An 18,806-nucleotide genomic window follows, 5' to 3' on the forward strand; every position below is an offset into this window, starting at 1 on the left:
GACGTCAGCGGCGGTCCATCTGCCGCTTGCGCCAACTGCGACCGACCCACCAGCGCCAGTAGCTCTGAGTCGCAACGTAACCCAATACCGCTGCCACGATGCCGACGACGAACGAGCCTAGAAAAAGCGGCTGCCAGTGGCTGTTCAGCATCTGGCGCACCCAGGCAAGGCTAAGTTCCATGGGCATCGGGGAAACCGGCGTGTCCAGTAGCCAGGCACCTACCTTGTAGTTGCAGTAGAACACCGGCGGCATCGTCAGCGGATTGGTCAGCCAGACCAGGCCAACGGCAATCGGCAGGTTGGCCCTGGCCAATACTGCACACAGCGCGGCAGCAAGCATCTGCATGGGCATAGGGATCATGGCCCAGAACAAGCCGATAGCCATCGCCCGGGAAACCGAATGCCGATTAAGATGCAGCAGGTTGGGGTCATGCGTCAGTGTGCCGAGAAACCGCAAAGACTTGTGCGTCTTTAAGCGGTCAGGGTGCGGCATGTAGCGTTTGAAAAAACGACGCGGCATGAAGATTCTCTGGCGGGGTGAAGCGCGCCGATTATGCCTGAAACGAGACCCGGCGCTGAGAGGAGTTGTGACATAAATTCTACACTGTGAGCGCCGACAGGATGTTGGCCAGGCTATATGGCGCGGTGTCTGAATTTGTCAGACGGCCGATGACTGGAACGGACTCCGGAGATCCGATGCGTACAGCGATGCTGGCGCTAGCAGCAGGCCTTCTACTGCTGCGTTTTTTACCGCAATTGCCGCCCGCTTCGGTGTTGCCATTCGTGTTGGTGGCCGGCCTGGTGTTGTTGCCGTTCCGCTGGCGAGCGATCGGATGTTTTCTGTGCGGGTTTGCATGGGCCTGTCTCTGCGCCCATGACGCGTTGCACGATCGCCTTTCGGTTGAGCTTGATGGCCGGACGTTCTGGCTGGAAGGCAAGGTGGCGGGTTTGCCGGATGTTCGCGATGGCGTGGTGCGCTTCGAACTGGTGGATATTTCGTCTCGGCACAGAGGTCTTCCGTCAAGGCTTCGCCTTGCGTGGTACGACGGTCCGGTAATACGGGCGGGCGAGCGATGGCGGGTTGCTGCCAAGTTGAAACGGCCACGGGGCCTGGTCAACCCGCATCCTTTCGATTACGAGGCCTGGCTTCTTGCCCGGCGGATCGGTGCCAGCGGCACGATAAAAGCTGGAGAGCGCGTGGGGGCGGCCGAAGGCGGGTTGGCATGGCGTGACCAGTTACGGCAGCGCTTGCTGGCGGTTGACGCTCAGGGTCGTTCCGGTGCGCTTGCCGCCTTGGTGGTCGGCGATGACAGTGGCCTGTCCACGGCTGATTGGCGCATCCTCCAAGACACCGGAACCGTCCATTTGATGGTCATATCGGGGCAGCATGTTGGCATGCTCGCCGGATTGCTCTACGGTCTGGTGGCGTTGCTGGTGCGTTGGGGTGTCTGGCCGCATCGAGTCGCCTGGTTGCCCTGTGCTTGCGGCCTAGCTCTGGCGGGTTCGCTTGGCTACGGTTGGCTGGCAGGGTTTGAGGTCCCGGTCCAGCGAGCGCTGGTGATGGTCGCCCTCGTGCTCGTGTGGCGTTTACGGTATAGGCAGCTCGGAGTCTGGCTTCCGCTGTTGATCGCGCTCGATGGCGTCCTGCTGTTGGATCCGCTGGTTGGGCTGCAGTCGGGATTCTGGCTGTCTTTCCTGGCAGTTGCGCTGCTTGCTCTGGTGTTTCGTGGTCGGCTTGGCGGCTGGCGTTGGTGGCGTGCATTAGCCCGTGCGCAGTGGAGCATGGGGCTGGGCCTGTTTCCGGTTTTGCTCGCCTTGGGTTTGCCGGTTAGCCTGAGTGGACCGATCGCCAACCTCTTCGCAGTGCCTTTGGTCAGCGTAGTCATCGTACCGCTGTCATTGCTGGGCACGATCTTGTTATGGCTGCCGGTCGTTGGTGAGTCGTTGCTTTGGATTACCGGCGGGTTGCTGGCGATGCTCTTTGATGTGTTGCGATGGTTCGCTGACTGGCAATCCGCGTGGCTGCCCGCGTCGTTGCCAATCTGGGCTTGGTTGTTGGTTGCGCTTGGCGTGCTGCTGATCCTGTTGCCCTCAGGCGTGCCTTTCCGGGCGCTGAGTCTGGTGCTTCTTCTGCCGTTGCTGTTTCCACCGACCAACAAGCCCTTGCCTGGGCAGGCGGAAATCTGGCTGTTCGATGTCGGCCAGGGGCTGGCTGTGCTGGTGCGCACAGAGGAACATGCCCTGCTGTATGACGCAGGACCGCGATATGGTGACTTCGACATTGGTGAACGGGTTGTATTGCCATCGTTGCGCACGCTGGGCGTGAGTGGCCTCGATCTGCTGATTCTCAGCCATGCCGATAGCGACCATGCGGGTGGGGCTCTGGCGATCCAGCGACAGATGCCAGCTGAGCGAGTACGCAGTGGTGAACCGGAGGGCCTGCCCGCTTCCTTAGACGCCGAAATGTGCCGTTCCGGATACGACTGGGAATGGGATCGAGTCCGCTTCACGCTTTGGCGGTCGCCGCAGGCCAGGGATGGGAATCAGTCCTCCTGTGTGCTGCTGATCGAGGCGAATGGCGAACGTCTGCTGCTCACCGGCGACATCGATGTGGAAACTGAACAGGCGCTCATGGACAGCGATCTGCCGCTTGCGGTCGATTGGCTACTGGTGCCGCATCACGGCAGTCGCAGCTCCTCCTCGACGGCGTTCATCGAGGCAACCGGAGCCGGAGGCGCGCTCATCTCGCGCAGCTTGCATAACTCATTCGGCCATCCGCATCCGGATGTGGTGCAGCGGCTGCAGACGGCTGGAGCACAGCTCCATGACACGGCAGAGCGTGGAGCGATGCAGATTCACCTCGGCCGTTTCGAGCCCGCTCGAGGATTACGTGCCGAGCGGCAATTCTGGCGGGAAAAATGAGAACCCGGGCCGTCGGCGGGCTGGCAGCCCTATGCTAGAGTGGCGCCACTTTTTCGAGGGGGATTCATCTCGTGTGGGAGCTGGTTAAAGCGGGCGGCTGGATAATGCTGCCAATCATCCTGTGTTCCATCGCGGCCGCCGGTATTATCGCCGAAAGGCTATGGACGCTTCGGCCTAGCCGAGTGACTCCGCCACACCTGCTCGGCCAGGTGTGGAAATGGATCAAGGACAAGAAGCTCAGCAACCAGAAGCTCAAGGAGCTGCGTGCGGATTCGCCGCTGGGGGAGATCCTGGCTGCTGGTCTGGCTAACTCCAAGCATGGCCGGGAGATCATGAAGGAGTGCATCGAGGAAGCGGCCGCCCGTGTCGTCCACGATCTCGATCGCTACCTTAATGCCTTGGGTACGATTGCAGGTATCGCGCCCTTGCTCGGGCTTCTTGGCACGGTACTGGGCATGATCGAAATCTTCAGTGCCTTTATGGGCGCTGGTATGGCCAACGCGCCGTTGCTTGCAGCGGGGATTTCCAAGGCGTTGATTACCACCGCTGCAGGCCTGATGGTCGGCATTCCGGCATTGTTTTTCCATCGTTTCCTCCTGCGCCGTGTCGAAGAGCTCGTAGTCGGCATGGAGCAGGAAGCGATCAAGCTGGTTGAAGTGGTGCAGGGTGACCGTGACGTCGACCTGGGTGAGGGCAAGGCGTGAAGTTTCGACGCAAGGCGCGGGAGAACGTCGACATCGGTCTGGCCCCGCTGATTGATGTGGTGTTCATCCTGCTGCTGTTCTTCGTGGTGACGACTACATTTACTCGCGAAACCCAGCTCCAGGTTGATCTTCCTGAGGCGGCAAGCGGTGTCCCACCGCAGGAAAATGAGCAGAAGCGGCTGGAAATTGTTATCGACGACAGTGGCAGCTTCAGCCTCAATGGTAAGGCGCTGATCAAGCATGACTTGAGCACGCTGATGGCGGCGCTCAGCAAGGAATCAGGCGGCGATACAAGTTTGCCGATGATCATCAGCGCCGACGGCAAAACGCCACATCAGGCGGTCATTACCGCCATGGATGCGGCCGGCAAACTGGGCTTCGCGCACCTGCGCATCACCACCGTTGAGGCCCAGCCGGAGCCCTGATGTCCTTTGCTGATCGTCTCCAGCGGGCCTGGTACGAAGGGCATCCTGCCTTGGCCCTGCTCGCACCGCTGGAATGGCTCTACCGGCGCGTGGTGATCGCTAAGCGGAAGCGGTTTATCAGCGGGGTGCTCGATTGCTATCGGGCGCCAGTGCCGGTAGTGGTGGTCGGCAATATCACTGTTGGCGGTACCGGCAAGACCCCCTTGATTCTCCGGCTCATCGAGCATTGTCAGCGACGAGGCTTGAAGGTCGGTGTAGTCAGCCGTGGTTACGGCGCCAGACCTCCTTCGTATCCTTGGCGGGTGAAGCCCGAGCACTGCGCCGCCGAAGCTGGCGATGAGCCGTTATTGATTGTGCAACGAACAAATGTACCGGTAATGATCGATCCCGACCGCTCCCGCGCGGTTCGTAGGTTGCTCGAGCTCGAGCCGCTGGATCTGATTCTTTCCGACGATGGGCTGCAGCATTACCGGTTGGCCCGCGATCTGGAGCTAGTCCTTATCGATGCGGCTCGCGGGCTGGGCAACCAACGCTGCTTGCCCGCGGGGCCGCTGCGTGAGCCACTGGAGCGACTGGGATCGGTCGATGCGGTGCTGATAAACGGCGCGTTGACGGACAGTCCCTCCGGTTTCGCATTTGCCCTGCAGCCATCCAAACTAGTCGAGCTGAGCACGGGGCAGGCCTGGCCTCTTGACCATTTTCCGTCGGGCCAGCAGCTGCATGCGGTCGCTGGAATCGGCAATCCACAGCGTTTCTTCACCACGCTCGAGACGCTACACTGGCGGCCGATCCCGCACCCCTTCGCCGATCACGCCCGCTATAGCCTGGAACAACTGAGTTTCAGTCCAGAGCTACCCCTGGTGATGACCGAAAAGGATGCGGTCAAATGCCGGGCTTTCGCGCTGCCGGGCTGGTGTTATCTTCAAGTGCAGGCCGAGCCTTCCGCTGCGTTCGTCACCTGGTTTGATGCCCAGCTGGACCGTTTGCTGCCGCCCGTTCATCTCTAAGCCGCTCGATCTGCCTGGTGCAGTCGGCTGCATCCAAGGACTGTGCCATGGATACCAAACTTCTCGATATTCTTGCATGCCCGCTCTGTAAGGGCCCGCTGAAGCTGACCGATGACAAATCCGAACTGATCTGCAAGGCCGACGGCATGGCCTTTCCGGTCCGGGACGGCATTCCGGTTATGCTCGAAAGCGAAGCCCGCACCCTTGACGTGGATGAGCGTCTGGACAAATGACTAACGCTTACACCGTAGTAATCCCGGCGCGTTACGCATCCACCCGCCTTCCGGGCAAGCCCCTGCAGGACATCGCCGGCAAGCCGATGATTCGTCATGTATGGGAGCAGGCCTGCAGGAGCGGAGCACAGCGGGTGGTGATTGCCACGGACGATCAGCGCATTCTGCAGGCTTGCGAAGGCTTTGGTGCACAGGCATTGCTGACCCGGGTCGACCATAACTCGGGTACTGATCGGCTTGCCGAGGTGGCGGACCAGCTGGGTCTTGCGGCTGATGCGATAGTAGTTAACGTACAGGGCGATGAGCCGTTGATCCCGCCTTCGGTGATCGACCAGGTTGCGTTTAATCTGGCTGCGCACCCCGAAGCGGCTATCGCCACGCTAGCGGAGTCAATCAGTGATCCGCATGCGCTCTTCAACCCGAACGTAGTAAAGGTGCTGAGCGATATCAATGGTCTCGCACTGACCTTCAGCCGTGCGCCGCTGCCGTGGGCTCGCGACGAATTCGCGCGTGATCCTGATGCGCTTCCGAGCGATGTTCCGTACCGTCGGCACATCGGCATCTATGCCTACCGCGCCGGGTTCCTGGCTGACTTCGTGGCTTGGGGTCCATGCTGGCTGGAGAATACCGAGTGCCTCGAGCAGTTACGTGCGCTATGGCACGGCAAACGCATCCACGTTGCCGATGCGGTCGAGGCGCCTCCGGCAGGGGTCGATACCGCCGAAGACCTCGAGCGAGTTCGCAAGCTGCTTGGAGCTTAACGTGAAGGTCCTGTTCGTTTGCATGGGCAACATATGCCGATCGCCGACCGCTGAGGCGGTGTTCCGCAAATGCGCAGAAAGTGCCGGGATGGGTACGCGAGTCACCATCGATTCGGCCGGGACCGATAGCTGGCATGTCGGCAAAGCACCGGATCAGCGTGCTTGCCTGGCAGCCGCCAGACGCGGCTACGACCTTGCAGCGCTAAGGGCGCGTCAGGTCTCCGTGGACGATTTTCAGCGTTTTGATCTGATCCTGGCGATGGATCACGACAACCTGGAGCGGCTGCGTGCCCTGCGCCCGGCAAACTGTAATGCTCAGGTTGATCTGTTTCTGCGCCGATACGGGTTAGGTGAGGATGCCGTGCCGGACCCGTATTATGGCGGCGAGGACGGTTTCGAACAGGTGCTCGATCTGATTGAAGATGGCGCTGCGCAATTGCTCGACGAGATCAGAGGGCGTCAATGAGTCTTCATGTCGAACAGGGTCGTTCACTCAAGGCGTTCAACACCTTCGCTGTCGAAGCCCGTGCCGCCTATTTCGCTGAGGCGCACGACGATCAGGCGGTAGCCGAGGCGATCGACGAGGCCCGTCGCCTTGATGTCCCGCTATGGATACTGGGCGGGGGCAGCAATCTGCTACTGACCGGCGATGTAGATGCACTGGTGCTGCGCATGGCGAGCCGCGGTATTCGTGTCCTCGAAGATGACGGCCAGCGGGTAGTGATCGAGGCGGAGGCTGGCGAACCCTGGCATCCATTCGTGTTGCGTAGCCTGGAGCTGGGTTTGGCTGGGTTGGAAAACCTCAGCCTGATACCCGGTACGGTCGGTGCGGCACCCATCCAGAACGTCGGCGCGTACGGTGTCGAGATCAAGGATGTCTTCGCTGGTTTGACTGCGCTGGACCGTCAAACGGGAGATTTGGTCGAGTTTGATCTGAACGCATGCGAGTTTGCCTACCGCGATAGTCTGTTCAAGCGGCAGGCCGGTCGCTATGTGATTCTTCGAGTGCGCTTCGTGCTTCACCGGGCTGCGGCTGTGCGTCTCGAATATGGCCCCCTGCGTCATTGGCTTCAGCAGCACGGTATCCAGTCACCGACTGCGGTGGACGTCAGTCGTGCAGTCTGCTCGATTCGCCGTGAAAAGCTGCCAGACCCCCGGGTCCTCGGAAATGCCGGCAGTTTTTTCAAAAACCCATTGGTTGCTCAGACGAATGCTGACGCCTTGCTCGTGCGATATCCCGATTTGGTAGCGTTTCCGCAGGGAGACGGGCAGGTCAAGCTTGCCGCTGGCTGGTTAATCGAGCGTGCAGGCTGGAAGGGGCGCCGAGAGGGGGATGCGGGTGTCCACCGGCTGCAGGCGCTGGTGCTGGTCAACTACGGCCAGGCAAATGGTCAGCAGATCCTGCAGCTTGCCGAAAAGATCCAAGCTGACATTCTGGAGCGCTTTGGTGTGCAGTTGGAAATCGAGCCTAACGTCGTCTGACTAAGGGTTGGTTCGCCGCGCCCATTTCTTGCTTTCATAACAATAGATCGGTGCTTCAAGGCTTCCGGCTACATCGACGCTGTGACTGCATGCTAGGCAGCCATTCCCCCGTATTTGCGCGCCTGACGAAAGTGCAGGGCAGCAGCGTTTAGGTGGTCGCCGACAAAAAAAGGGATGCCGAAGCATCCCTTTTTTATTGCCGAGTCGATCAATCCTGACGCTTGTCTGCTTCCTGCGGCTTGGCTTGATCAGCAACATCCGTGTCGGCTTCAGTGGTGGATTTGATCGCATCCACTTCAGGCTGGAGCGGTTCGGCAGCCGGCTGTTCGGCTTCCGTTTGAACCGATGACACGTCCGGCTTCGGAGCGACCTTGAGGCTTTGCTCCACATTATCGTTCGCGGTGCTAACCGATTGCTCGGTGGCTGGAGCGCTGTCCGGCCCACTGACAACGATTTCGGGGCTGGTCAGTTCCGGTGCTGCCGGAGCTTTGGTTTCGGTCGGGGCTTGCGCTTCAGCTTCAGCTGCTTCCTTGGCCAGACGCTCTTGCTCCAGGCGGCGACGACGCACCTCACGTGGATCATTAGGCGCACGACCGCTTGCAGTCACGATCGGCGCTTCAGTCTCGGCAGCTGTCTGCACAGGCTCTGCGGCAACAGGTGTGGCTACCGCCTGCGCAGGCTCGGGCTCGATTGTCGGTGCCTTCGGCTCGCTGGGCGCCTGCAGTGCAGGGGCCGGCTCGGCTTCGGCCATCGCAGGCGCTATAACTCCGCCATCCAGCGCTCCGGTGGCATCGGCTGGCTTGTCAGCTTCGGTTGCTTCAGTCAGATTGTTAAAGGTTGCGGCTGGCGCTGATGTTTCTGCTTCCTTTGTTTCGCCCTGAGGCTCAGCGGGTGCGGCGTCGGTGTCTGCGGTGTTCGCCGCAAGAGCGGCAGCAGTCGCGGCAATAGCGACCTGCTCAGATTTCACCGGTGCATTGCTTTCGCTGATCCCGGCGTTGTTGCTCTGAGCATCGTCGTCGATCTCGTTGCCATTGGCATCGCGTTGGCGGTCACGACGGTTGCTGCGACGACGCTGGCCGCGAGAGCGGCGGCGAGGACGATCGCTACCTTCTGACGAATCCTGATCCTCCTGGGCCGCCTCCACAGTTTCGTTTTGTTGTTCTTCCACGTTCTCGGCTGGTTCTACACGAGGTTTGCGCTCTTCGCGGGGTGCACGAGGCTTGCGCTCGGGGCTCTCTTCGCTGGCCGTTGCCGCGGGTGCGGCCTGGGTGGAATCGTCGAGTGGCGCGCGCAGTTCACGCTTGCGCTCTTCTCGCGGCTGCCGATCCTCGCGCGGGGTGCGTTCGCGACGTGGTTGCTGTTGCGACTGTGCATTGTTTTCGCTGGCTTCGACTGGCTCACGGGATTCGCGCGGTTCGCGGGCCTCGCGAGGCTTGCGCTCTTCGCGTGGCGGACGAGGCTGACGCTCTTCGCGAGGCTGCCGGTCTTCACGAGGAGCGCGCTCTTCGCGAGGCTTGCGTTCTTCGTCGCGGTTGCTGCGCGAATCGCGGCGACGGTTCTGCTGGCGCCCGCTACGGCGTTCATCGTTGCGTTGTGGGCGACTAGTTGCGGCGGGTTTCTTCTCGACTTCTGCGGCTGGCGCTTCCTGCTTGCCGGCGAAGAGGCCGACCAGCGATTTGACCAGACCCTTGAACAGGCTCGGCTCCTGGGCGGCAGGTGCACGCAGTTCAGTCGGTGCAGTGCTTGGGGTCGGCGCTGGCGCAGTACGCTGCGGTGCGGTCTTGACGGCCGCTTCCTGGCGAACCAGCGTGCGCGTCGAGCTGACTGGCTGAGCTTCCTCAACCTCGGTTGGGCTCATTTCATAGCTGGCCTGACCGGCAACAATTTCAGGGCTGTCGTCGCGCAGACGCTGCACTTCGAAGTGCGGGGTCTCCAAGTGATCGTCCGGCAGGATGAAAATGCGCGCTCGGCTGCGCAGTTCGATCTTGGTGATAGCGTTGCGCTTTTCGTTGAGGAGGAAGGCGGCGACCTGGAACGGCACGCGGGCGCGAACCTCGGCGGTGCGATCCTTCAGCGCTTCTTCCTCGATCAGGCGCAGGATCGCCAGCGACAGCGATTCGACGTCGCGAATGATCCCTTGGCCATTGCAGCGCGGGCAGACGATACCGCTGGTTTCACCGAGCGACGGGCGCAGGCGCTGACGGGACATTTCCAGCAAGCCGAAGCGCGAAATGCGGCCGACCTGAATGCGTGCGCGGTCGGCTTCGAGAGCTTCGCGGACCTTTTCTTCCACGGCGCGTTGGTTCTTCGCCGGGGTCATGTCGATGAAATCGATAACGATCAGGCCGCCGATATCGCGCAGACGCAGCTGACGGGCGATTTCCTCGGCCGCTTCGAGGTTGGTCTGCAACGCGGTTTCTTCGATGTCGCCGCCTTTAGTGGCGCGCGCCGAGTTGATGTCGATAGACACCAGTGCCTCGGTCGGATCGATGACGATGGATCCGCCGGACGGCAGCTTCACTTCACGCTGGAATGCGGTTTCGATCTGGCTTTCAATCTGGAAACGATTGAACAGTGGCACGCTGTCCTCGTACAGCTTGATCTTGCTGGCGTACTGCGGCATGACCTGTTGGATGAACGACAGCGCCTCGTCCTGAGCTTCAACGCTGTCGATCAACACTTCGCCGATGTCCTGGCGCAGATAGTCGCGGATGGCGCGGATGATGACGTTCGATTCCTGATAGATCAGGAAGGGGGCGGGGCGATCCTGGGAGGCTTCTTTGACAGCGCTCCATAGCTGCAACAGATAATCCAGATCCCACTGCATTTCTTCGCTGGAGCGGCCGAGGCCAGCGGTCCGAACAATCAGACCCATGTCGGCTGGAACGTTGAGGCCATTCAGCGCTTCACGGAGCTCGTTGCGCTCTTCGCCCTCGATGCGGCGGGAGATACCGCCGGCACGCGGGTTGTTGGGCATCAGAACAAGGTAGCGGCCAGCGAGGCTGATAAAGGTGGTCAGGGCTGCGCCTTTGTTGCCGCGCTCTTCCTTCTCGACCTGGACGATCACTTCCTGGCCTTCGCTCAATACTTCCTTGATGTTGACGCGACCTTCTGGCGCCTTCTTGAAGTACTCGCGGGAGATTTCTTTGAGCGGGAGAAACCCGTGGCGGTCAGCGCCGAAGTCTACAAAGGCGGCTTCGAGGCTGGGCTCGACGCGTGTGATCTTGCCTTTGTATATGTTCGCCTTCTTCTGTTCGCGAGCGCCGGACTCGATGTCGAGGTCGAACAGGCGCTGGCCGTCGACCAGTGCGACACGCAACTCTTCAGGCTGAGTTGCGTTAATTAGCATTCTTTTCATGTAGTACCGTCGGTTTCCAGAGCAGCGGAAACGGCGTTTCGGCACACACGACTCTCGCGGTCGGTGTCAGGTGAGTCAGGAATGGTTGTAAGGCACTCCAGTGTCCAGCGATGTGAGGCCAGTTGGGCCAGCGTCGCGACGACGTCTCCTGCTTACTGTCGGAACAGAAGCAATGGTTCGGGAGGAGGAATCAGCCAGCGGTAGCGGACGGAATGAAGCGTCTATGAAAGCCTTTGCTACGCAATCCGAGGGCTGTACATCTCCACCCAACACTCATACTTTGAAAATCGGGTGCCGCTCGCAGAATCCGGGAGCGGGTTATCGATTGGCGTGATTCCCTATCGGGGGCACGCATCATGTCTTCAAGGCTTGTTTCAGAACTTGTGCTACTTGAGAAAAGCTCCGTTGGACGGCCTCACGTCCTCAAACATTACTGGGCCGGGAATGGCGGTTTCGCTGGCATCCCCCTACCTGTCCGCTTTTGGCGGCGTCTGGACTATAACAGCAATGTTTAAGTGCTTCAAATAAGGGAATATTGATATCATCCGCGGATGACAAATACCCCTTCTCAGACCTCCGGCGTGCAAATGCTCGAGGTCTCGCCGGAGCTTGCCGGTCAGCGCATTGACAATTTTCTTCGTACTCAACTCAAGGGTGTGCCCAAGACCTTGATCTACCGCATTTTGCGCAAGGGCGAGGTGCGGGTAAACAAAGGACGTATCAAGCCTGAGTACAAGCTCCAGGCGGGGGATGTCGTGCGAGTGCCGCCGCTCAGGTTGCCGGAGCGGGACGAGCCGGTCCCGCTCGCGCAAGGTCTTCTTGAGCGCCTTGAGGCGGCAATAGTCTTCGAAGACAAGGCGTTGATCGTGCTGAACAAACCGGCTGGTATCGCCGTGCATGGTGGCAGCGGGCTCAGTTTCGGGGTGATCGAGGCGCTGCGTCAGCTGCGCCCGGATGCTAAGGAATTAGAGCTGGTGCATCGCCTGGATCGGGATACCTCCGGGCTGCTGATGGTCGCGAAGAAACGCAGCATGTTGCGTCACCTGCATCAGCAATTGCGGGACGATGGTGTTGATAAGCGCTATATGGCGCTCGTGCGGGGCCGCTGGGACACCAGCAAGAAACAGGTAAATGCGCCTTTGCTGAAGAATACGCTGCGCTCGGGTGAGCGGATGGTGGAGGTCACCGACGAGGGCAAGGACGCCCTGACGCTTTTTCGAGTGCTCCGCCGTTTTGGCGACTTCGCTACGCTGATCGAGGCTAAGCCAGTAACCGGGCGTACGCATCAGATTCGCGTGCATGCTCGGCATGCCGGACACAGCATTGCTGGAGACAGTAAATATGGGGATGAAGAATTTTCCGCTGTTATCCGTGATCTGGGTGGTAAGCGGCTGTTTCTGCATGCCTATGCGCTGAGAGTGCCTTTGCCTGATGGCGGCGAACTGAGTCTGGAAGCGCCGGTCGATGATGTCTGGTCTCGGACGCTGGAGAGGCTTGGTGAATAAATACGAACTGCTGATCTTCGACTGGGACGGAACGCTGGTGGATTCGATCGGGCGTATCGTCGAATCCATACTGGTTGCTGCCGCCAGGTGTGACCTGCCGCGCCTGGATGAGCACAGTATCAAGGGAATCATTGGGCTAGGTTTGCCTGAAGCGATTGCCGTGCTGTATCCAGACGTGACGGACCGGAAGCTGGTCGAGGCGTTTCGTCGTGCCTACGCCGATCATTATTTGGCATTGGAAGCTGAGCCATCGATGCTCTACCCAGGGGTCGCGACGGCGCTGCAACAGTTTCGTGAGCAGGGGCATCAGCTTGCCGTGGCGACCGGTAAGGGGCGGCGCGGCCTCGATAGGGTGCTGGCCGGGCAGGGCTGGAGCGACTTCTTCGATGTGACCCGTTGTGCCGACGAGACGGCGAGCAAACCTGATCCGCTGATGATTCATGAGATTCTCGAACACTGCGGCGTCAGCCCCGAGCGAGCCCTGATGATCGGGGACTCGGTTTTCGATCTGGAGATGGCTAGGCGAGCTGGTGTGGACAGCGTTGCGGTTTCCTACGGTGCGCAGCCTCTCGATGTGCTGTTGTCGTGCTCGCCATGCATGGCTATCAATTGTTTCTCGGAGCTTGGTGAGTGGTTGTGCTCTGTTACTAATCCCGCTGAGGTAGTTGCGAATGTCGGATGAATGGGGGAGGCCCGTGAGCGAGTCAAAGGAAGACGCTAACAGCTGGAAGCTGTTGGAAAAGACGCTGCTTGCAGGGGTGCAGGAACAGCGGCGAGCTCGGCGCTGGGGGATATTTTTCAAGCTGTTGACCTTTGTCTATCTCTTCGGGGCGCTGCTGATGTTCTCGCCCTTGTTGCAGGTCGGGGATGGGAAGGCTGCCGGCGAGGCTCATACCGCTGTCATCAATGTTCGAGGGATGATTGCTGACGAAGAGGCGGCGAGTGCGGACAATATCGTCGGTGCGCTGCGTGCGGCCTTTGAGGATTCCAATACCAAAGGGGTGGTGCTGCGGATCAATAGTCCGGGCGGCAGTCCGGTGCAGTCCGGTTATATCTATGACGAGATCCGCCGGCTGCGTGGCGAATACCCGGCGATCAAGGTCTATGCGGTGATTGCTGATTTGGGTGCTTCGGGTGCCTATTACATCGCTAGTGCCGCAGATGAAATCTATGCCGACAAGTCAAGTTTGGTTGGTTCCATTGGTGTCACGGCGGCGACCTTCGGGTTTGTCGAGACAATGGACAAGCTGGGTGTTGAGCGCCGGGTGTACACCTCGGGTGAACACAAAGCGTTTCTAGATCCCTTTCAGCCGGAAAAGCCAGAGGAAACCGAGTTCTGGCGCAGTGTGCTTGCCACCACTCATCGACAGTTCATCGATAGCGTAAAGCAAGGCCGTGGCGACCGGCTGCAAGTCGCGGGGCATCCCGAGCTTTTTTCCGGGCTCATATGGTCTGGTGAGCAGGCGCTTGAGCTTGGTTTGATCGATGGTCTTGGCAATACCAGCTATGTTGCGCGCGAGGTGATCGGGGAGAGTGAGCTGGTCGATTTCACGGTAAAGGACTCCCCGTTGGAGCGGTTCACCAAGCAGCTCGGAGTCAGTATCGGTTCGCAGTTGGCCCTGTGGATGGGGTTCCAGGGTCCGCAGCTACGTTAGCTTCCTGTCGGCCTGTCACGGCACTTCGATTCCGGCGTGGTTGAGCATGTCGACCAGTCGGATCAGCGGGAGCCCGATCAGGCTTGTGACATCTGATCCTTCGGTGGCGCGAAACAGGCTGATCCCCAGGCCTTCGGCCTTGAAGCTACCTGCGCAATCAAAGGGTTGCTCGGCCTGTAGGTAGCGCTCGATCTGTTGGTCGCTGAGCGCACGGAAGTGGACAGTAAATCGTACGCAGTCGACCTGTGTCGTCCCGGTATGGCTGTCCAGCAGCGCAAGTCCAGTCAGAAAACTTACGCTTTTGCCGCTGCAGGCCTGCAGTTGCTGCTTTGCTCGCTCGAATGTGTAAGGTTTGCCGAGGATTCTCTCCCCAAGCACGGCCACCTGGTCGGAACCTATGATCAAATGCTGCTGGTGGGTCGATGCCAGTGCCTGAGCTTTTTCAAGGGCCAGTCGGCGTACAAGCTGTTCCGGCCGTTCTCCCGCCCGGGCAGTTTCGTCTATCTCCGGGGCCCCGCAATCGAACTTCAGATGCAGGCGTGAAAGCTGTTCTCGTCGGTAGGGGGAGCTTGAAGCGAGAAGCAGGTGGCGCATTTTCCTTCCTTTTATATAGCTGTCAGATTGGTGGTTGGCTTGGCTCGATTGTCCGGCTGAATTCCTTTGACAGTCGAGGGTCGCATCCCTAGAATGCCGCGCTTATGTTGAAAGGACCAATACCTCCGCACGTAGATCCGCGCAAGCTCGCTGACCGAGCGGCTGCCCTCAAGGGTGAGCTGCAATTGTCCGAGCTGAAGCGGCTCGTCGATCCTCTCGAGGACAATAAGGGTGTGGTGCGTGCCAGTTTTGATTTCGGGCGCGACGAGCAGCGCACTGTGGTCATCCACAGCGAGCTGGATGTTGAGGTTACGATGATTTGCCAGCGTTGTCTGGAGCCGGTTGTTCTGCCTATTCACAGCGAGTGCGATTATGCCGTGGTGAATGAGGGTTCGAGCAGTCAGCACCTGCCCAAGGGCTATGACGTGCTGGAAGTGGGAGAGGATCCTCTGGATCTGCTGGCGCTGGTTGAAGAGGAGCTTCTGCTCGCTCTTCCGATTGTTCCACTCCATGACCAAGAAGTTTGCCAGCCGCCGGCTGGGCCTGATGAGCCCGAGCCGAATGAGGACGAGGTATCGCGGTCCAACCCGTTCAGCGTACTGGCTCAGTTAAAGCGTGACCCAAACGTTTAGGAGTTGATCCCAATGGCTGTTCAGCAGAACAAAAAATCCCGTTCCGCCCGTGACATGCGTCGCTCGCACGACGCACTCGAGCCGAACGCCCTGTCCGTAGAAAAGAGCACAGGTGAAGTTCACCTGCGTCACCACGTTTCTCCGGAAGGTTTTTATCGTGGTCGTAAAGTGATCGATAAGGGCGCTGACGAGTAAATCTTGTCTGCTCCGGTCATAGCGATCGATGCAATGGGTGGGGACTTCGGTCCCCACTGCATTGTTCCGGCCAGTGTCCAATGTCTGGCTGAAGTCCCCTCGCTGCATCTGGCCCTGGTTGGCCAATCCTCCTTGCTTGAAGAAATTATCGCTCAGCATCCAGCCGTCGATCGCGCTCGTCTTGCGATTGTCGACGCCGATGAAGTGATCGGTATGGATGAGCGCCCGGCACAGGCGTTGCGCGCCAAACCGCGCTCCTCCATGCGTGTCGCGCTGGAAATGGTGCGTGATGGACAGGCCCAGGCGTGTGTCAGCGCTGGCAATACCGGGGCGCTGATGGCGCTTGCCCGGCAGGTACTGAAAACGCTCCCTGGGGTTGACCGCCCCGCAATGGTGACTGCGATTCCCACGCTTGAGGGGTCGTGCTTGTTGCTCGACCTTGGCGCGAACGTGGACTGCACTGCGGAGCAGCTTTATCAATTCGCGGTGATGGGGTCGGTTGCGGCGCAAAGTCTCGGCATCGAGCAGCCGCGCGTGTCGTTGCTGAATATTGGTACCGAAGAGATCAAGGGCAACCAGCAAGTCAAGGCGGCGGCGGGGTTGTTGCAGCAGGCCAGCGGTATCAACTATCAAGGCTTCATCGAGGGTGATGGGTTGTTCCGCGGCGAAACGGATGTAGCGGTATGCGATGGCTTTGTTGGCAATATCCTGCTGAAGTCCAGCGAAGGTCTGGCGCATATGGTTGCCCTGCGCGTCGAAATGCTTTTCCGCCGCTCATTCATTTCACGCCTGGTGGGCGCGCTGGCTCTGCCGCTGTTGCGTCAATTGCGGGCTGACCTGCGTCCGGCTCAGTACAACGGTGCCAGCTTTCTTGGGCTTCAAGGTATCGTCGTAAAAAGCCATGGTGCCGCGGGAGCTGAGGGTTTTCGGTCGGCTATACGCCGTGCAGCTCAGGATCTGGAGCGAAACCTTCCGGCCCAATTAAGCCGCCGTCTCGAGCACTTGCTTGTGACCGCTCGGTCTACAAGCGACCCTGGTGATGTGACCGCTACCGGTGGCTCGCCATCCAACTGACGATTCGTTGTGCCCTTTACGCGTATTCTTTCCCGACGAACAACCACAAGAGAGCCGTTTCATGTCTGCATCACTTGCATTCGTCTTTCCAGGTCAGGGGTCCCAGGCCCTTGGCATGCTTGCCGAGCACGGTGTACAGCAATCGCTGGTCATCGATACCTTCGCCGAAGCCTCGTCCGTGCTGGGTTACGATCTTTGGGCGCTTTGCCAGCAGGGTCCGGAAGATCAGCTTAACCAGACTGACAAGACTCAGCCGGCCATTCTGACCGCTTCGATTGCCTTGTGGCGTTTGTGGCTGGCTGAGGGCGGTGCGAAACCGGCCTTCGTTGCGGGCCACAGTTTGGGCGAGTACTCGGCGCTGGTCGCTGCTGGTAGCCTGCCGTTTACCGATGCGGTGAAGCTGGTTGAGTTGCGGGGTCAGCTGATGCAGCAGGCCGTTCCGGCCGGCACCGGCGGCATGGCAGCGATTTTGGGCCTGGACGATGCCGATGTACTGGCAGCATGTGGCGAAGCAGCGCAGGGCGAGGTCGTAAGCGCGGTCAACTTCAATGCGCCTGGCCAAGTCGTGATTGCCGGAAATGCTGCAGCGGTCGGGCGAGCCATTGAGGCCTGTAAGGCCAAAGGGGCCAAGCGCGCCATGCCGCTGCCAGTCAGCGTACCCTCTCACTGTGATCTGATGCGTCCGGCGGCCGAGCAATTTTCCGCTGCTGTCACGGCTGCGGCCTGGCAAGCACCCGAAATTCCCCTGGTGCAGAACGTCAGTGCAGCGATCGTTTCGGATCTCGATTCGCTCAAGCGCGATCTGTTGGCTCAGCTTTATAGTCCGGTTCGCTGGGTCGAAAGCATTGTCGTGTTGAGTGAGCACGGTGTGACCGATCTGATCGAGTGTGGTCCCGGTAAGGTGCTTTCTGGTCTTAACAAGCGCTGCGTCAAAGGCCTCAACACCTACAATCTGGATACCCCCGAAGATTTCACGGCCACCCGTGGCGCGGTGATCTGAACAAGGAGAAATGTATGAATCTGCAAGGCAAGGTCGCGCTGGTAACAGGCGCCAGTCGTGGAATCGGTCAGGCCATCGCGCTTGAGCTCGGTCGTCAGGGTGCCATCGTAATCGGCACGGCAACCTCATCTTCAGGCGCTGAACGCATCGCCGAAACGCTCAAAGAGAACGGCATAGAAGGTGCTGGCTTGGTGCTGGATGTCACCAGCGATAAGTCGGTTGCCACCACCCTTGAGCATATCCAGCAGCATCTCGGTCAGCCGGCTATCCTCGTGAACAATGCCGGCATCACACGCGACAACCTGATGCTGCGGATGAAAGATGACGAATGGCATGACGTGATCAATACCAATCTCAGTAGCCTGTATCGTCTGACCAAAGGTGTCTTGCGTGGAATGACCAAGGCGCGCTGGGGGCGGATTATCAGCATTGGTTCCGTGGTAGGTGCCATGGGCAACGCTGGGCAGGTAAACTACGCGGCAGCCAAGGCCGGACTTGAAGGTTTTAGTCGGGCACTGGCCCGTGAAGTCGGTTCGCGTGGTATCACGGTGAATTCCGTGGCGCCTGGTTTCATCGATACGGACATGACGCGTGAGCTTCCTGAAGCTCAGCGTGACGCATTGCTGGGACAGATACCTCTGGGTCGTCTTGGGCAAGCGGAAGAGATTGCCAAGGTTGTCGCTTTCCTGGCTTCTGACGGTGCCGCCTATGTCACCGGGGCTACGGTCCCGGTGAACGGTGGCATGTATATGAGCTAATGTGACGCCCAACGCATGTACGCAGTCATAACGGCTGATTAGTTTCGTTATAAATTGCGGTTTGTTTATAGACAGATGGTTGAAGGCAGGTTCATGCTTGCCCGCTTTCAGCTTGAAATGCGGAAAACGCTTTCTATACACTACCGCGCAGACCAGCTGCCTGATTTTTCCATAGGAGTGAAAACAAGGTATGAGCACCATCGAAGAACGCGTCAAGAAAATCGTTGCCGAGCAACTTGGCGTCAAGGAAGAGGAAGTTACCAACAGCGCTTCCTTCGTCGAAGACCTGGGTGCCGACTCCCTTGATACCGTTGAGCTGGTGATGGCTCTGGAAGAGGAATTCGAGACCGAAATCCCGGACGAGCAAGCCGAGAAGATCACCACTGTTCAAGAAGCTATCGATTACATCAACGCTCACGCGCAGTAAGTCGTAGTCCTGCTTCGAACCAGTAAGCCGCACTGCCTTCAATGGGCAGTGCGGCTTTTGTTTGAGTTAGTTGA

The 18,806-nt window shown here is 59.4% G+C and carries 20 protein-coding genes; 17 read left to right on the forward strand and 3 right to left on the reverse strand.

Translation table 11 applies throughout. From position 1 onward, the window contains the following. Nucleotides 1–4: 4 nt before the first annotated feature. A complete protein-coding gene (locus tag PSTU_RS0118275) occupies nt 5–520 on the reverse strand; it encodes a DUF2062 domain-containing protein (RefSeq protein ID WP_019342465.1) in 516 nt (171 codons plus the stop codon). Between the two features lie 176 nt (nt 521–696). On the opposite strand from PSTU_RS0118275, the gene PSTU_RS0118280 reads away from it, so the two are divergent. The 8 genes from PSTU_RS0118280 to murB all read left to right on the forward strand — a co-directional run bounded on the left by PSTU_RS0118280 (nt 697) and on the right by murB (nt 7,534). Next, nucleotides 697–2,922 (forward strand): DNA internalization-related competence protein ComEC/Rec2, encoded by a 2,226-nt coding sequence (locus PSTU_RS0118280; RefSeq protein ID WP_019342466.1) that lies wholly within the window; start codon nt 697–699, stop codon nt 2,920–2,922. 71 nt (nt 2,923–2,993) lie between these two features. Then, nucleotides 2,994–3,626 carry a MotA/TolQ/ExbB proton channel family protein gene (locus tag PSTU_RS0118285; protein WP_019342467.1) on the forward strand — a complete coding sequence of 211 codons (633 nt, stop codon included), beginning with the start codon at nt 2,994–2,996 and terminating at the stop codon, nt 3,624–3,626. Then, nucleotides 3,623–4,051: an ExbD/TolR family protein gene (locus PSTU_RS0118290; RefSeq protein WP_019342468.1), complete on the forward strand. Its 429-nt coding sequence runs from the start codon at nt 3,623–3,625 to the stop codon at nt 4,049–4,051. Before PSTU_RS0118285 ends, PSTU_RS0118290 begins: the two co-directional genes overlap by 4 nt. Then, nucleotides 4,051–5,058, forward strand: coding sequence for a tetraacyldisaccharide 4'-kinase (gene lpxK / locus PSTU_RS0118295; protein ID WP_019342469.1), 1,008 nt, complete (start codon nt 4,051–4,053; stop codon nt 5,056–5,058). Before PSTU_RS0118290 ends, lpxK begins: the two co-directional genes overlap by 1 nt. A 47-nt stretch (nt 5,059–5,105) precedes the next feature. Then, the gene (locus PSTU_RS0118300) at nt 5,106–5,291 is read left to right on the forward strand and encodes a Trm112 family protein (protein ID WP_019342470.1); all 186 of its coding nucleotides are present in this window, start codon (nt 5,106–5,108) and stop codon (nt 5,289–5,291) included. Then, nucleotides 5,288–6,052: a 3-deoxy-manno-octulosonate cytidylyltransferase gene (gene kdsB / locus PSTU_RS0118305; protein WP_019342471.1), complete on the forward strand. Its 765-nt coding sequence runs from the start codon at nt 5,288–5,290 to the stop codon at nt 6,050–6,052. The genes PSTU_RS0118300 and kdsB overlap by 4 nt, the downstream gene beginning before the upstream one ends. A gap of 1 nt (nt 6,053) precedes the next feature. Next, nucleotides 6,054–6,518: a low molecular weight protein-tyrosine-phosphatase gene (locus PSTU_RS0118310; RefSeq protein ID WP_019342472.1), complete on the forward strand. Its 465-nt coding sequence runs from the start codon at nt 6,054–6,056 to the stop codon at nt 6,516–6,518. After that, complete coding sequence (gene murB, locus PSTU_RS0118315) at nt 6,515–7,534, forward strand: UDP-N-acetylmuramate dehydrogenase (protein WP_019342473.1); 1,020 nt, start codon at nt 6,515–6,517, stop codon at nt 7,532–7,534. Before PSTU_RS0118310 ends, murB begins: the two co-directional genes overlap by 4 nt. Before the next feature lie 208 nt (nt 7,535–7,742). On the opposite strand, the gene rne is transcribed toward murB, so the two are convergent. Continuing rightward, complete coding sequence (gene rne / locus PSTU_RS0118320; RefSeq protein WP_192827035.1) at nt 7,743–10,892, reverse strand: ribonuclease E; 3,150 nt, start codon at nt 10,890–10,892, stop codon at nt 7,743–7,745. Between the two features lie 551 nt (nt 10,893–11,443). Here rne and rluC point away from each other — a divergent pair. From rluC to sppA, 3 genes are read left to right on the forward strand one after another with little or no spacing between them, the layout of a single operon-like run. Then, nucleotides 11,444–12,397 carry a 23S rRNA pseudouridine(955/2504/2580) synthase RluC gene (gene rluC / locus PSTU_RS0118325; protein WP_019342475.1) on the forward strand — a complete coding sequence of 318 codons (954 nt, stop codon included), beginning with the start codon at nt 11,444–11,446 and terminating at the stop codon, nt 12,395–12,397. Further along, nucleotides 12,360–13,079 carry an HAD-IA family hydrolase gene (locus tag PSTU_RS0118330; RefSeq protein ID WP_413771565.1) on the forward strand — a complete coding sequence of 240 codons (720 nt, stop codon included), beginning with the start codon at nt 12,360–12,362 and terminating at the stop codon, nt 13,077–13,079. The genes rluC and PSTU_RS0118330 overlap by 38 nt, the downstream gene beginning before the upstream one ends. Further along, entirely contained in the window at nt 13,069–14,052 is a 984-nt protein-coding gene (gene sppA / locus PSTU_RS0118335; RefSeq protein ID WP_019342477.1) for a signal peptide peptidase SppA, read from the forward strand. Before PSTU_RS0118330 ends, sppA begins: the two co-directional genes overlap by 11 nt. 15 nt (nt 14,053–14,067) lie before the next feature. On the opposite strand, the gene PSTU_RS0118340 is transcribed toward sppA, so the two are convergent. Continuing rightward, nucleotides 14,068–14,646 carry a Maf family protein gene (locus PSTU_RS0118340; protein WP_019342478.1) on the reverse strand — a complete coding sequence of 193 codons (579 nt, stop codon included), beginning with the start codon at nt 14,644–14,646 and terminating at the stop codon, nt 14,068–14,070. Nucleotides 14,647–14,750: 104 nt separating this feature from the next. On the opposite strand from PSTU_RS0118340, the gene PSTU_RS0118345 reads away from it, so the two are divergent. From PSTU_RS0118345 to acpP, 6 genes are all read left to right on the forward strand, one after another. Continuing rightward, entirely contained in the window at nt 14,751–15,278 is a 528-nt protein-coding gene (locus tag PSTU_RS0118345) for a YceD family protein (protein WP_019342479.1), read from the forward strand. Nucleotides 15,279–15,290: 12 nt separating this feature from the next. Continuing rightward, nucleotides 15,291–15,473: a 50S ribosomal protein L32 gene (gene rpmF / locus PSTU_RS0118350; protein ID WP_019342480.1), complete on the forward strand. Its 183-nt coding sequence runs from the start codon at nt 15,291–15,293 to the stop codon at nt 15,471–15,473. A 3-nt stretch (nt 15,474–15,476) separates the two neighbouring features. After that, the gene (gene plsX, locus PSTU_RS0118355; protein WP_019342481.1) at nt 15,477–16,547 is read left to right on the forward strand and encodes a phosphate acyltransferase PlsX; all 1,071 of its coding nucleotides are present in this window, start codon (nt 15,477–15,479) and stop codon (nt 16,545–16,547) included. A gap of 61 nt (nt 16,548–16,608) precedes the next feature. After that, a complete protein-coding gene (gene fabD, locus PSTU_RS0118360) occupies nt 16,609–17,547 on the forward strand; it encodes an ACP S-malonyltransferase (protein WP_019342482.1) in 939 nt (312 codons plus the stop codon). Nucleotides 17,548–17,561: 14 nt separating this feature from the next. Continuing rightward, nucleotides 17,562–18,305, forward strand: a complete 744-nt coding sequence (gene fabG / locus PSTU_RS0118365; protein ID WP_019342483.1) for a 3-oxoacyl-ACP reductase FabG — start codon at nt 17,562–17,564, stop codon at nt 18,303–18,305. Nucleotides 18,306–18,495: 190 nt separating this feature from the next. Further along, nucleotides 18,496–18,732, forward strand: coding sequence for an acyl carrier protein (gene acpP, locus PSTU_RS0118370; protein ID WP_003283670.1), 237 nt, complete (start codon nt 18,496–18,498; stop codon nt 18,730–18,732). Nucleotides 18,733–18,806 lie beyond the last annotated feature (74 nt).

It is taken from the genome of Stutzerimonas stutzeri SDM-LAC (genome assembly GCF_000235745.1).
GTDB lineage: Bacteria > Pseudomonadota > Gammaproteobacteria > Pseudomonadales > Pseudomonadaceae > Stutzerimonas > Stutzerimonas stutzeri_H.